The organism is Psychrobacter sp. HD31 (genome assembly GCF_051097895.1).
Classification (GTDB): Bacteria; Pseudomonadota; Gammaproteobacteria; order Pseudomonadales; family Moraxellaceae; genus Psychrobacter.
In genome coordinates this window covers 1382787-1397451 of the sequence record NZ_CP142525.1, presented here as the reverse complement: position 1 = coordinate 1397451, position 14665 = coordinate 1382787, and the positions used below count along the sequence as shown (strand labels likewise).

Annotated in this window: 14 protein-coding genes; 13 read left to right on the top strand and 1 reads right to left on the bottom strand. The window is 39.8% G+C overall.

Translation table 11 applies throughout. The annotated features are described in order from the left end of the window. The first annotated feature begins 1 nt into the window (after window position 1). From VH441_RS06125 to VH441_RS06095, 7 genes are all read left to right on the top strand, one after another. On the top strand, window positions 2-550 hold the full coding sequence (locus VH441_RS06125) for a F0F1 ATP synthase subunit delta (protein WP_434352776.1): 549 nt from the start codon (window positions 2-4) through the stop codon (window positions 548-550). 47 nt (window positions 551-597) lie between these two features. Next, entirely contained in the window at window positions 598-2142 is a 1545-nt protein-coding gene (gene atpA, locus VH441_RS06120) for a F0F1 ATP synthase subunit alpha (RefSeq protein ID WP_434352775.1), read from the top strand. Between the two features lie 81 nt (window positions 2143-2223). Beyond that, window positions 2224-3102, top strand: a complete 879-nt coding sequence (gene atpG / locus VH441_RS06115; RefSeq protein WP_434352774.1) for a F0F1 ATP synthase subunit gamma — start codon at window positions 2224-2226, stop codon at window positions 3100-3102. A 27-nt stretch (window positions 3103-3129) separates the two neighbouring features. Further along, the gene (gene atpD, locus VH441_RS06110; protein WP_434352773.1) at window positions 3130-4560 is read left to right on the top strand and encodes a F0F1 ATP synthase subunit beta; all 1431 of its coding nucleotides are present in this window, start codon (window positions 3130-3132) and stop codon (window positions 4558-4560) included. Window positions 4561-4581: 21 nt separating this feature from the next. Continuing rightward, entirely contained in the window at window positions 4582-4998 is a 417-nt protein-coding gene (locus VH441_RS06105; RefSeq protein ID WP_434352772.1) for a F0F1 ATP synthase subunit epsilon, read from the top strand. A gap of 120 nt (window positions 4999-5118) precedes the next feature. After that, on the top strand, window positions 5119-5829 hold the full coding sequence (locus VH441_RS06100) for a response regulator (RefSeq protein ID WP_434352771.1): 711 nt from the start codon (window positions 5119-5121) through the stop codon (window positions 5827-5829). 273 nt (window positions 5830-6102) lie between these two features. Next, window positions 6103-7659, top strand: coding sequence for an ATP-binding protein (locus tag VH441_RS06095; protein ID WP_434352770.1), 1557 nt, complete (start codon window positions 6103-6105; stop codon window positions 7657-7659). Here the strand turns inward: VH441_RS06095 and VH441_RS06090 are convergent, their stop codons facing one another. Continuing rightward, a complete protein-coding gene (locus VH441_RS06090) occupies window positions 7660-9099 on the bottom strand; it encodes an ATP-binding protein (protein ID WP_434352769.1) in 1440 nt (479 codons plus the stop codon). Window positions 9100-9308: 209 nt separating this feature from the next. Here VH441_RS06090 and rpsP point away from each other — a divergent pair, with 209 nt between their 5' ends. The 6 genes from rpsP to VH441_RS06060 all read left to right on the top strand — a co-directional run bounded on the left by rpsP (window position 9309) and on the right by VH441_RS06060 (window position 14577). Then, entirely contained in the window at window positions 9309-9560 is a 252-nt protein-coding gene (gene rpsP, locus VH441_RS06085) for a 30S ribosomal protein S16 (protein ID WP_434352768.1), read from the top strand. Between the two features lie 106 nt (window positions 9561-9666). Further along, window positions 9667-10215 carry a ribosome maturation factor RimM gene (gene rimM / locus VH441_RS06080; protein ID WP_434352767.1) on the top strand — a complete coding sequence of 183 codons (549 nt, stop codon included), beginning with the start codon at window positions 9667-9669 and terminating at the stop codon, window positions 10213-10215. 66 nt (window positions 10216-10281) lie between these two features. Continuing rightward, a complete protein-coding gene (trmD, locus tag VH441_RS06075; protein ID WP_434352766.1) occupies window positions 10282-11049 on the top strand; it encodes a tRNA (guanosine(37)-N1)-methyltransferase TrmD in 768 nt (255 codons plus the stop codon). 134 nt (window positions 11050-11183) lie between these two features. Further along, complete coding sequence (rplS, locus tag VH441_RS06070; RefSeq protein WP_434352765.1) at window positions 11184-11555, top strand: 50S ribosomal protein L19; 372 nt, start codon at window positions 11184-11186, stop codon at window positions 11553-11555. Between the two features lie 164 nt (window positions 11556-11719). After that, window positions 11720-13561 carry an excinuclease ABC subunit UvrC gene (uvrC, locus tag VH441_RS06065; RefSeq protein WP_434352764.1) on the top strand — a complete coding sequence of 614 codons (1842 nt, stop codon included), beginning with the start codon at window positions 11720-11722 and terminating at the stop codon, window positions 13559-13561. Between the two features lie 92 nt (window positions 13562-13653). Further along, window positions 13654-14577 (top strand): EamA family transporter, encoded by a 924-nt coding sequence (locus tag VH441_RS06060; RefSeq protein ID WP_434352763.1) that lies wholly within the window; start codon window positions 13654-13656, stop codon window positions 14575-14577. Window positions 14578-14665 lie beyond the last annotated feature (88 nt).

Below are 14665 nucleotides of genomic sequence, written 5' to 3'. Positions count from 1 at the left end.
AATGGCTGAATTATCTACCCTAGCAAGACCTTATGCAAAAGCTGCATTTGATTATGCTAACGAAAATGGTGTTATTAATGAATGGGAAACCTTCTTTAATAATGCAAAACAAGTGGTCGAAAACGACAACTTTAAAGAATTGCTCAGCAACCCAGCCATTTTTGCTAAGCAAAAAGTTAATACGTTAGTAGAGCTACTTAATTCATCTACAGATGTAGAAGTGTCTCCACAACTAAATAACTTTGTGACGCAGCTGGCTGATAACGAGCGCTTAGCTCTAATCCCACAAATTGATACGCATTTTAAAGATTTAAAAGCAAAAGCACTTAAACAAATAGATGCTTATGTGACAACAGCGTATCCATTAACTGATAAACAACGAACAGAAATCCAAACTAAACTTGCAGCGTCTATGAATGCGACGATTATACTGCATGAAGAAGTTGATAGCAGCTTAATTGCTGGTGCAACAATTAAAGTGGGTGATAAAGTCGTTGATGATTCAGTACGTGGTAAACTAAAACAGTTAAAAACACAGTTGACCGCTTAATTAAACAAACATTAAGTGGGTTATCATAAATTAAAGGAAACAAGGCAATGCAACAATTGAATCCAGCGGAAATCAGTAATCTGATTAAGCAGCGAATTCAAGACCTTGATGCGGGTGCAACTGCAAAAAATGAAGGCACGATTGTCAGTGTATCTGACGGTATTGTGCAGATTCATGGTCTTGAAGATGCCATGTACGGTGAGATGATTGAGTTTGAAGGCGATGTTTATGGCATGGCACTAAACTTAGAACAAGACTCAGTCGGCGCGGTTGTACTAGGTGATTACTTAAATCTTCAAGAAGGTCAAAAAGCTTACTGTACTGGTCGTATCTTAGAAGTACCAGTCGGTCCAGAACTTTTAGGTCGTGTTGTTGATGCTTTAGGTAACCCAATCGATGGTAAAGGTCCTATTAACGCTAAATTGACTGACAAAGTAGAAAAAATTGCACCAGGTGTAATTGCTCGTCAATCTGTTGATCAGCCAGTAATGACTGGTTATAAATCTGTTGATACAATGATTCCAATTGGTCGTGGTCAGCGTGAACTTATCATTGGTGACCGCCAAACTGGTAAAACCGCATTGGCAATTGATGCGATCATTGCGCAAAAAGATTCTGGTATTAAGTGTGTATACGTTGCTGTTGGACAAAAACGTTCTACCATTGCAAACGTTGTACGTAAACTAGAAGAAACAGGTGCTTTAGAATATACTACGGTTGTTGTTGCATCAGCTTCTGAGCCTGCAGCACTACAGTACTTAGCACCATATTCTGGCTGTACAATGGGTGAATACTTCCGCGATCGCGGTGAAGATGCACTTATTATTTATGATGATTTATCTAAGCAAGCAGTTGCGTATCGTCAAATCTCATTGCTACTTCGTCGTCCACCAGGTCGTGAAGCTTATCCTGGTGATGTTTTCTACTTACATTCACGCTTACTTGAGCGTGCAGCGCGTGTAAACGCAGAGTACGTAGAAGAGTTTACAAATGGTGAAGTTAAAGGACAAACTGGTTCATTAACTGCATTACCAATTATTGAAACTCAAGCAGGTGACGTATCCGCATTCGTACCAACAAACGTAATCTCTATTACTGATGGTCAGATTTTCTTAGAGTCTAACTTATTCAACTCGGGTATCCGTCCTGCCGTTAACGCGGGTATTTCGGTATCACGTGTTGGTGGTTCTGCTCAAACTAAGATCATTAAAAAGCTATCTGGTGGTATCCGTACAGCATTGGCTCAGTATCGTGAATTGGCAGCGTTTGCTCAGTTTGCTTCTGATCTTGACGATGCAACCAAACAGCAGTTAGCACATGGTGAGCGTGTAACAGAGCTAATGAAGCAAAAGCAATACGCACCAATGTCTATTGCTGATCAAGCGGCGGTAATCTATGCATCTAATGAAGGCTACTTTAATGATGTGCCTGTTGAAAAAGTAGGCGATTTTGAAGAAGCATTCTTACGTTATCTAAAAGACGAGCAGTCTGATTTAGTAAATGAAATCAATGATACTGCTAATTATAATGATGATATTGCAGGTCGTTTAAAGGCTGCAGTTGAAACATTCAAGCAAGATCAAAGCTATTAATTTATTAAAGCCATCAATGGTAAATTCTATTGATGGCAAATAAATTTCACTGCTTTATTAACCCTTCACTTTGGGAATATTATGGCAAGCTTAAAAGAAATTCGTGCAAAAGTCACAAGTATTAAAAGTACACAAAAAATTACTCGTGCGATGCAAATGGTTGCAGCGAGTAAGATGAAACGTGCCCAAGACCGTATGGAAGTTGGTCGCCCGTATGCAGATAGTATGCGTCGTGTCGTTTCTCATTTAGTACGTGCTTCTTCTGACTATAAGCACCCATATATGCAAAGTCGTCCAGTCAATAATGTTGGCTATATTGTTGTTAGTTCTGATCGCGGTCTCGCTGGTGGTCTTAATATCAACTTATTTAAGACTTTGATGAAAGATGTAAAAAGCTATCAGGAACAATCGGTCGGTGTTGAATTTGCCGCAATTGGTTCTAAAGGTGTTTCATTTTTCAAAAACTTTGGTGGGAAAGTTACCTCAGTTACAACTGATTATGGTGATAACCCAACCTTCGAACAATTAAATGCTCCAGTTCAGGCAATGCTTGACGACTATGACAACGGTAAGTTAGACAGTATTTATTTGGTTTATAACCAATTTGTAAATGCGATGACACAACAACCGACAATCAGTCAGTTAGTACCCTTACCAGAAGGTGCATTAGCCGAAGATTCTGGTGTACAAACAGAGCATGGTTGGGATTATATTTATGAGCCAGACATTAAGTCACTTGTAGATGGCCTAATGGGTCGATATGTTGAATCTATTGTTTATCAAGCCGTGATGGAAAACATTGCGTCGGAGCAATCAGCTCGTATGGTAGCAATGAAAGCAGCAACCGATAATGCTGGCAACCTAATTGATGATTTACAACTGGTATATAACAAGCTGCGTCAAGCGGCGATTACACGAGAAATCTCGGAAATCGTTGGCGGTGCTGCTGCTGTTTCATAATTGACAAAAAAATTCATGGAGAACGCAATGAGTAGCGGTCAAATAGTACAAATTATTGGCGCGGTTATCGACGTAGAGTTCGACCGTAAAGAAGTACCACAGGTGTTTGATGCACTAAAAGTAGATGGTACAGAAACAACATTAGAAGTTCAACAACAGCTTGGTGACGGTGTGGTACGTACCATTGCAATGGGCTCTACAGAGGGTCTAAAGCGTGGTCTTCCTGTATCAAATTCTGGTGCGCCTATTTCTGTGCCAGTGGGTACAGCAACACTGGGTCGTATTATGGATGTATTGGGTCGACCAATTGATGAATGTGGCGAAGTTAATGCCAAAGAAACATGGTCTATTCACCGTCAAGCACCAACTTATGATGAACAAGCAAACAGTACAGAATTGCTAGAAACTGGTATCAAAGTTATTGACTTGTTATGCCCGTTTGCTAAAGGTGGTAAAGTTGGTTTGTTCGGTGGTGCCGGTGTTGGTAAAACAGTTAACATGATGGAATTGATCAACAACATCGCATTGAAACATTCTGGTCTTTCAGTATTTGCTGGTGTTGGTGAGCGTACTCGTGAAGGTAACGACTTCTATCACGAAATGCAAGAAGCTGGCGTTGTAAACGTTGAAAACTTTGAAGATTCTAAAGTTGCGATGGTTTATGGCCAGATGAATGAGCCACCTGGAAACCGTTTACGTGTTGCATTGACTGGCTTGACAATGGCGGAGTACTTCCGTGATGAAAAAGATCCAGCAACTGGTAAAGGACGTGATGTTTTATTATTCGTTGATAACATCTATCGTTATACTTTGGCAGGTACTGAGGTATCAGCACTATTAGGTCGTATGCCTTCTGCGGTTGGTTATCAACCAACACTAGCTGAAGAAATGGGTATTTTGCAAGAGCGCATTACGTCAACTCAATCTGGTTCTATTACTTCTGTACAAGCGGTTTATGTACCAGCGGATGACTTGACCGATCCATCACCAGCAACAACATTTGCTCACTTAGATGCAACTGTCGTACTAAGTCGTGATATCGCTTCTCAGGGTATCTATCCAGCGGTTGACCCACTTGACTCTACCTCTCGTCAGTTAGACCCACAAGTCATTGGTGAAGAGCACTATACAGTAGCACGTGGTGTTCAGATGGTTCTACAACGCTATAAAGAGTTAAAAGATATTATCGCCATTCTTGGTATGGATGAGTTATCAGAAGAAGATAAACTGACTGTTTATCGTGCTCGTAAAATTCAGCGTTTCTTATCGCAACCTTTCCACGTTGCAGAAGTGTTTACTGGTGCGCCTGGTAAATATGTATCATTGCGTGATACGATTGCTGGATTTAAAGCAATTATCGCTGGTGAATATGATGACTTGCCAGAACAAGCCTTCTACATGGCTGGTGGAATTGATGAAGTTTTAGCGAAAGCTGAAAAAATGAAAGCTGAAGCATAATTAGTATCTAAGGAGTGAATCATGGCAACTTTTCAATGCCGAGTGGTAAGTGCTCGTGAAGAGCTTTATGCTGGTGAAATCAGCATGCTGGTTGCCACAGGTTCTGAAGGTGAGCTTGGTATTTTACCAAACCACACCCCATTGATTACTTTGTTAAAGCCAGGTCCTATGCATATAAAAACTGCAGATGGCAATGAAGAAATGATTTATGTTTCTGGTGGTGTTTTAGAAGTTCAGCCTAAGCTTGTAACTGTACTTGCTGATACAGCAATGCGCGCTGCTAATCTTGATGAAGCGCAAGTGATTGCTGCTCGTAAGAAAGCAGAACAAATGCTGACGAACCAAAATGATACTGTACAAACCAATGCAGCATTAGCGTCATTAGCAGAATCTGTTGCTCAGTTGCAAACCATTAAGAAATACAAAAACAGAGCCTAAAAATCAGTTTTTTGATTAAAAGCCCAAGAATTCTTGGGCTTTTTTATTATGTTGAATATATCTAGTTACAATGTTAATATGCTTCTATTGTATAAATTATAAGTTTCTGAGGACTAGAAAATGTCAATAACAGAAGAAGAACAGGCACCACGAATTCTCATTGTTGAAGATGATGAACGTTTAGCAACTTTAACACAAGATTATTTGCGTAAAAATGGACTGGATGTTGCCATTGAAACGGATGGTAATAGAGCAATTAATAGAATTATTACTGAGCAACCTGATTTAGTTGTCCTTGATGTGATGTTGCCTGGTGCAGATGGTCTAACGGTATGCCGTGAGGTACGTGGCGAGTATACGAAGCCAATATTGATGTTGACTGCCCGTACCGATGACATGGATCAAGTGCTCGGGTTGGAAATGGGTGCAGATGATTATGTTGCAAAACCAGCACAGCCACGCGTGTTGCTTGCTCGGATTCGTGCTTTGCTGCGTAGAATAGACATAACACCAGTAGAAGAGGTGCCACAGCGCATCGCATTTGGACCATTAGTAATCGACAATGGTGGACGCTCTGTTACATTGAATGATGAGTTGGTTGACTTCACCAGTGCAGAATATGACCTGTTATGGTTGCTTGCATCAAATGCGGGTAAAATTTTGTCTCGAGAAGATATTTTTGAGCGCTTACGTGGTATTGAATATGATGGTCAAGATCGTTCAATTGATGTGCGAATCTCGCGTATCCGACCTAAAATTGGTGATGACCCTGATAATCCTAAGCGCATTAAAACGGTTAGAAGTAAGGGTTACTTATTTGTTAAAGAGTAGCTTTTAAATATATTAAGCCAGCAACGATTGTTGGCTTTTTTGTTTTATCCTCTTTCATGTTATGTATCTTTTTTTATACTCATTAATATCAATTTAACCGTAGTCAATTAGTAATATCTAAATCAAGTCAATCTTATGTGTTCATTCTTTCAACGTAAAATCTTTATTCGTATATATGCTGGTTTATTACTAGTATGTTTGGTGGCTGCTTTTTTTGTCGATTTTGCAATCAATGTAATCAATAATAAACGTATTGAGTCATACAGGGATAATATGGCAACCAGTGCTTTATACTTGGTAGCTGAAGGTGTTGCAAGAAATGAAAACGATGCTGATAAACTTTATTGGCTAGAAGATGCCAGCAGTCTTTTTGGGGCACCATTTTCTATTATCCCTTTAGATAAAGCACAGTTTAATCAAAAAGAACTGGAACGGTTAAATAGTTCATATTCGGTCGTTCGTTATAATAAAGACTCTAAGTTAGGTACTATTTACCATAGAATATTTGATACCAATCAGCTAGTGACGACAGAGCTTGCCGAAGTGTCAGAGCAGCAAGTGCGTGCGATGTCTATTTTTTTGTTAGATGACTTATCACATTACCAAGGATTTGAAAGTAAGAAACAAAGACTTGAGTTTTTATCCAAAAAATTCCCTTTTCCTATGAGTTACCAAAATCATGCCAATATTGAAATGGATGATGATCAGCTTATTCGTTTAAGGCGTAATGAGGTTGTCATACAGCTTGGTAATACTAGTAATTCAGGCAATCATACCTTTAATGTGCTTGTGCCAACCGAAATGAATGATGTTGCCATTATTTTAGGACCCATTCAAAGATTTAATTGGCTGCCGCTTCAACTTTTTTTAGGTGTGTTGGCAGCCAGTTTGTTACTGATTAGTTTAGGGGTTTATATCCTAATTTACCCACTTGATAGGCGATTAAAGTTGGTAGAACGGGGCATGCAAGATGTAAATGATGGTAAATTAGGCACTCGATTGCATGTTAGTGGAAAAGACGAAATTTCGCGTGTTGCTTCTACTTTTAACTCAATGACTGCGCATATTCAACGATTAATTGAATCACAACGTGAGTTAACGCGGGCAGTATCTCATGAGCTGAGAACGCCGGTTGCACGGATTCGTTTTGCAGTAGAAATGATAGCTGACACAGATGACGTTGAATCACGTCAAACTCAAAAAGAGTACATTGATGAAGATATTGATGAACTTAATAATTTGATTGATGAGATTTTAACTTATGCGAAGTTAGAAGAGGGCTCCCCTAAATTAGATTGGGAAATGGTAGACCTTAAACAACTGGTTAATCAAGTTATTAGAGAAACGAATGCCCTTGGCAAGCCAATCAAAGTGGTCAGTGCGTTACATGGGGTGCGTTTTAAATCAGAAGCAGATCATAGATACATACACAGAGTGGTACAAAACCTTGTAAGTAATGCATTACGTTATGCAGATAAAAATATTATTGTGAGTGCAGGCATTAAAAAAGGCAAAGCTTTTGTTAGTGTTGAAGATGATGGATATGGTATCGCTGAAGAGGATAGGGATAAAGTCTTTATTCCCTTTACAAGATTAGATGATAGCCGCACGCGATCGACTGGTGGTTATGGTTTGGGGCTATCCATTGTTTCTCGTATTGCATTTTGGTTTAATGGAGAAATAAAAGTAGATGATAGCCCGATTCTTGGTGGGGCAAGATTTACGATGACCTGGCCTGAAAAACAACTAACAAAAACGATCGCAGCTGATGAAATGGCACAGGAGCATAGTGAACAAAAAGTGATAACAGATACAAACATTGGATTGTAATTAGTTAACGTTTTTATCTGTTACCTTAGACAGCAGGGGAAGATGCACAGTAACTTGCAGGCCGCCTTCTGGGTGATTAATTGCTTCTACGTGCCCATGGTGTAAATGGGCAATACGGTTAACAATAGCAAGCCCTAAACCACTCCCTTTTGTTGTGCGGGCAGTTTCGCCGCGCTCAAAGGGCTGCATAATACGTTCTAATTGATCGTCATCTACGCCTTCACCACAGTCTCTTACGCCTATAATTAATTTTTCTTTCGCTTGTTGAGCCAATGCAGATTGTGCTGTTATTTTAACATCCTCCTCCGCTGGTTCCATAGATTCTTTTAATTGATTAAACGTGGGTACAATTTCTGCTGTTAGATAAATAGGTGGTTTACCATATTTATTTGCGTTGTTAACTAAGTTAATGATTAATCGTTTGATTGATAAGGACCGAAGTGGAATTGGCGGTAGTGCTTTTGATGGTTCATAAATAATGGGTGTGGGTGCAAACTGGACGATGACTTCATGAAAAATAGCGCCTAAGTCGGTTAGATGAACGGGTTCATCTGAACCATCTTTCATAAATGAGATAAACTGTTCAAGAATCGCATCCATATCTTCAATGTCATAAATTAACCCTTCTCTAAAAAACTCATCAGGTAGCATTTCGGCAGTTAAACGCATGCGTGTTAAAGGTGTACGCAAATCGTGCGATATGCCAGCCAGCATAATGGTTCGCTCTTTTTGTGCTTGATTAAGTGTGGTAAATAAACGGTTAAAAGCAAGGTTCACTTGACGAATCTCTGTTGACCCTTTGTTTGTTGGCAAGGTAGAGGCTTGACCCATTTGTATATAGTTATTGGCAGCACGTTGTAAGTGCCGTAATGGGCGATTTAGCTGACGTGCTAGCAATAAAATGGTTAGCAAAGTTAAAATGGGAATGCCAAGTAAAAAAGAGACAATGAGGGTGGGATTATATTGTGAGTAATAAGTGACGGGCTCACGTATCCAATACTCTGGATGTTTGCTATCTTGCACCCATAAATGAGAGGTAGGCTTAAATTTAAAGAACACTTGAATAGGGCGATTCATTTGTTCGCTCATTTCTTTTTGCATAATATCGGTAAAAAAGCCAGCAAACTTTTTTTCTTCTACTGTTGGAAACTCAGCAGGGTCGTCAATGAATGCCGTATGCATTTTGCTACGCAATCGCTCACGTTCTTCATGCGTTTTAAAACCATTTTGGCTAATGTCATCTAAAATATTAAGTTCGGTTGCCAAATAACGAGAATGGTTTTTTAACTCTGGTAAATAAAAACTGCGCCAAAAAAACCAAATAGATAACCCCACACTGATCATGACAATAAACATGACCATTAATGTTGTTTGCCAGGTATTTGAGTAGCTACTACGCAATAGGCGACGTTTGCGATTGGGTGTTTGTGGTTTTTTCATGTGCGGTTCATCAGTGCCTTGTTTGTTTGTTATTGTAAGGAATTTAGTGATGGCTAGCAAATAACGGATTTATATTGCCTGCTATCGTAGCAAATTGATAGTAAAAAATTTAATAATTAGTTGTTTATATTGTGAATTTATTTTTAGCATGGTATAATAGCTGCCTTTTTGGTGTACCTACACAGAAAGAATTGAAAGAGAGAATTCATATGGTAGTTATACGTTTAGCACGTGGCGGTGCCAAAAAACGCCCGTTTTATCAAGTAGTTGTAGCTGACCAACGTCGTTCACGCGACGGTCGTTATATCGAAAACATCGGTTTTTACAACCCACTAGCCAAAGAGTCAGAAGAAGGTCTTCGTCTGAACATGGAAGCATATAATGCTTGGGTTGCTAAAGGTGCGCAACCTTCTGACCGTGTTAAGAGTCTTGCTAAAGGCTATACGCCTTCTGACGCTTAATAAGACGATTTTTTGTTGATATTATCGACTATTTTAGAATGGTCGATAATAAAGTAGAGCATGGCTCTACAAATGTTAATCAAGCAGTTTTATAAGAAGTGCTGATATGTCTGTTAATGTAAATACAACTGATTTTAATAGCAAAGACTTGATTAAAATTGGTCAACTAAAAAAGCCCTACGGCATTAAAGGCTGGCTTTGGGTGTTTAGTGATACCGATAATCGAGAAACCATCTTTGCGATGCAACCTTGGTATATAAAAACAGCAACAGGTATGAAGCCACTAACAGTTATTAAATGGCGAAAGCAAGGTGCTGGGCTGGTTGCTCAATTTGAGCAAATACCTGACCGCAATATTGCTGAAACCATGAATGGTGTTAGTATTTGGACGAGTAAAGATAGTTTACCTCAAAACGATGAAGACGGATATTATTGGTCGGATTTGATTGGGCTAACTGTACAAACAAGCGCTGAAGAATGCTTAGGTAAAATTAGCGAGTTGTTTGAGACGGGCGCACATGACATTATGACAGTTAAACCAACTGCTGATAGTGTTGATAATGAAACGCGCTTAATTCCATGGCACAAACAAACGGTTGTGTCGGTAGATTTAGATAACAAGGTAGTGGTTGTCGATTGGCAAACAGATTACTAAGTTATTAGTCGTTATGTTAGTAACTATTTTTTTAACAAAATTGTTTAATCTGATTGGTGGTGCATTATGTACTTTGCAGTAATTAGTATCATGCCTGATATGTTTGCTGCAATTAGTGACTTTGGCATTACCAGTCGAGCAATTGCGCAAGGTAAGGTGACACTGGATTGTATCAATCCTCGTGATTTTACCAGCGATAATTATCGACGTATTGATGAGCGCCCTTTTGGGGGTGGTCCTGGTATGGTAATGATGGCAGAGCCTTTGGCAAAAGCCATTACCCAAGCCAAACAACTGGCAAAACAGCATGGTTGTTGTGTTGATAGTGAACAAAATTTACAAAATTGCCCAGTGGTGTATTTATCACCACAAGGTGAAACCTTAACCGAAGGCAGCGTTGTGCCAATGGCAAACTACGATGGCATGATTTTATTGTGTGGTCGTTATGAAGGGGTAGATGAACGTTTACTACAAAAATATGTTGATAGACAAATATCTATCGGGGACTACGTACTAACGGGTGGCGAGCTGCCTGCAATGGTACTGATGGATAGTGTGATACGTCGCCTGCCCGATGTTATGGGAGATGACCAATCTGCACAGCAAGATTCTTTTGTTGATGGCTTGCTAGATTGCCCACACTACACCAAACCGACAGAATTTGAAGGCGAAAGTGTACCAGATGTTTTATTGTCTGGGCATCATGCCAATATTGCAAAATGGCGTTTTGTGCAACAAGCAACTCGTACAAAAAATTTAAGGCCTGATTTGTGGCAAGCTTTTAAACCAAGCAAGCAGCAAACTAAATGGCTAACAGCTGCCAACATTGATTAACAAACAATAGATGTAAATAAATTATTAATCATTTTGTTGTATCAAATTAAGACGTGATACAGTAATTAACAAAAAACAGGTGACATGCACAGCAACACTGTGCCTCTATCATCTTATGTGAGGAGATATAACTCATGAGTAACAGTCATCCATTAGTTCAAGCCGTTGAAAACTCTCAACTACGTGAGCACCCAAGCTTTGGTCCTGGTGACACTGTAACCGTACAAGTAAAAGTACGTGAAGGTGACCGCGAGCGTCTACAGGCGTTTGAAGGCGTTGTCATTGCTATGCGTAAGCGTGGTATTAACTCAGCATTTACTGTTCGTAAAATTTCTAGCGGTATTGGTGTTGAGCGTGCATTCCAGCTTCATTCACCACTAATCGACAGCATTGAAGTTAAGCGTCGTGGTGATGTGCGTCGTGCTAAGCTTTACTACTTACGTGAGCGTTCTGGTAAGTCAGCTCGTATCCGTGAAAAGCTTGCTGTGCGTAAAGACGAAGCTTAATTGACAAGCAATATAAGCAGTTTTTACCCAAAAATCCCATTTTAACTCATTAACTAAGTTTAATAGATGGGTACACCAAAAAAATAAACCTCAGTCGAAAGATTGAGGTTTTGTTTTTTGTGCTAGTATTATATTCTTCTGTATAAAATGATTTAAGATTTGACATGCCAACAGCCAACCAAACCGCACAGTTTGATAAAAGTGCGCATTTAGCACATATTATTAAAGGGTTACCAAATTTACCAGGTGTTTATCAGATGCTAGGTAAAAATGGTGATATTTTATATGTGGGTAAGGCCAAATCATTAAAAAATAGAGTAAATAGTTATTTTGCTAAAACCATTGATCACCCTAAAACACGGGCATTGGTTAGCCGTATTCATGATATAGAAACCATCATTACCCGTAGTGAAACTGAGGCATTATTACTAGAGCAAAATCTAATTAAACAAAATCGTCCGCCATATAATGTGGTGCTAAGAGATGATAAATCTTACCTGTATGTGTTTATATCGGCGGATAAAAAATACCCACGTTTGGCGTATGGTAGAGGAAAAGGCAATCATCAGCACGGGCGTTTTTTTGGACCTTATCCATCTGCATATGCGGCCAAAGAAACTTTAGTATTATTAAAAAAAATTTTTCAAGTACGCCAATGTACAGACAGCTTTTTTAAGCAGCGCCAACGCCCATGCCTTGAATATCAAATTAAACGGTGTAAAGCACCTTGCATGGGCTTGGTTTCTACCGAAGAATACGCCCAAGATGTAGAAAATACCATTGCCTTTTTAAAGGGTGATGGTGGGGAAATTCAACAGCAGCTGGTTACCAAAATGGAAGCAGCTGCCGAGGATCTACAATTTGAGCAGGCTTCGGTGTACCGTGATCAGTTGGCTATGCTGAGAGAGGTACAGTCTCGTCAGGCGGTATATAAAGTAAAAGGAGAGGCAGACATTATTGCCATTACCTCACAGGCAGGCATTATCTGTGTGAGTGTATTGACGGTGCGTAATGGGCAAGTTCTTGGCGGTAATCATTACTTCCCCGACCTTAACTATGCAGATGAGTTAGCCGAAAACTTGTCACAGTTTATATTGTCGTTTTATTTTCAGGTGAGTGATGATTTGCCTGCCGAAATTATTTTAAGCCATCAGTTACCCGACCAAAATGCGGTGCAAGAGGCATTGATTACCCACTTTGGTAATAAAACACACCTAAAAACTAAAGTTAGAGAACATAGAGCAGAGTGGCTGGAACTTGCTAACTTAAATGCAAATAACGCCTTAAAGACTAAGTTAGGTGACTACCTTGAGCTGCACGCTCGGTTTACAGCGTTAAAAGAAGTGTTAGCTCAAGTGAGTGAGCGCCCAATTGATCGTATTGAATGTTTTGATATCTCGCATACGATGGGCGAGGCAACAATTGCAAGCTGTGTGGTGTGTGATGCAGGTGGATTACGCAAGCGAGATTATCGGCAATATGCGATACATGGTATTGTCGGTGGAGACGATTATGCTGCCATGACCCAAGCTTTAACTCGCCGTTACAAAAAACAGCCTTTACCTGATGTGCTTTTAATTGATGGGGGTAAAGGGCAACTGAATATGGCAAAAGAGGTGCTAACCGAGCTTGGTATTTTAGACGATACGTTACTGATTGGTGTGGCAAAAGGGGAAGGGCGTAAAGCAGGGCTAGAGGTTTTGCATTTTATTAACCATCATCCGTTAGACTTACCAGCTGACAGTAAAGCATTACATTTGATTATGCATATCCGTGATGAAGCACACCGATTTGCAATTACCGCGCATCGTAAAAAACGTGATAAAAAACGTTCATCATCCGTGCTAGAAGTGATACCAGGATTGGGGGCAAAACGCAGACGTGATTTGCTTAATCACTTTGGAGGTATTCAAAAAGTGCTTGGTGCATCGCAACAAGAGTTAGCCGAGGTAAATGGCATTGGCACGGTTATGGCAAGTACCATTTATAAAGCGTTACACGAATGATGAATAGGCAGTCTCAGTGCTAAACTTTCTTTTTAAAACCTGTTAAGATGATTCGTCTGTTTTTTTACTCCTGCTAGATTAAGGAATCATCTATGTCTTCTAGCAACGCACAATGGATGCTGAAAGATTCGCTTATTGCCATTTTAGTGGTGGTGCTTTGGGGATTTAACTTTGTACCTATCAAGGTCACATTACAGTATCTAACACCATTTGAATTAGGTACCGTCCGTTTTTTATTTGCGGTGATTCCAATGTGTTTTTTTATGGCATTACCAAAAGTGCGCTGGCGATGGCTACTAATGTCTGGCTTGTTACAAGGATTTGGGCAATTTAGCTTGATGTTTGTTTCAATAGAAGTTGGTATGACAGCTGCCCTTGCCAGTGTGCTTGCGCAAACACAAATCTATTTTACGGCATTTGGTAGCTTTTTAATTTTTCGCAGTCGCCCTAGTGTTTTGTTATGGGTAAGTATGGGCACAGCGGCAATTGGGTTGCTTTTTTATGGTTATAGTGCGGTTTCTACAGGTGGTGAGGTGACCATACTTGGCATTATTTTGATGTTGGGTGCGGCTGCTATGTGGTCTGGTGCAAATATGGTAGCAAGAGTGGTAGCAAAAGAGAGCCAAAATTATAATCCGCTGGGCTATATTGTTTGGTCAAGCTTACCTGCCGCAGTGTGCTTTATGATTGTGGTGGCAATTACATCACCAGATGCAAGCAAGTGGCTAGTGTGGCAGACCTATCAAGAGATTACTCCCATTTTATGGATGTCATTTATGTATTTAGGCTGGGCATCAACTATTGTGGCTTATGGTTTGTGGACTCAGTTGCTTAAACGTCATGATGCGAATAAAGTTGCCCCGTTTAGCCTTGGTGTACCCATTACAGGAATGTTTGCAGGTATCTGGATTTTAGGTGAAGCCGTTGATAAATGGCAATGGATAGGCACGGCATTTATTGGTTTGTCGCTGTTGATTGTCATGTTTGCGCCTAAATGGTTTAAAAAATGGGCTTAAGATAATAGGCTATGATTTACGATAAAAAAACCGCTCACTATTTAAATAGCTGAGCGGTTTTTATAGATTGGCTAGTCAAAAAGTGTTG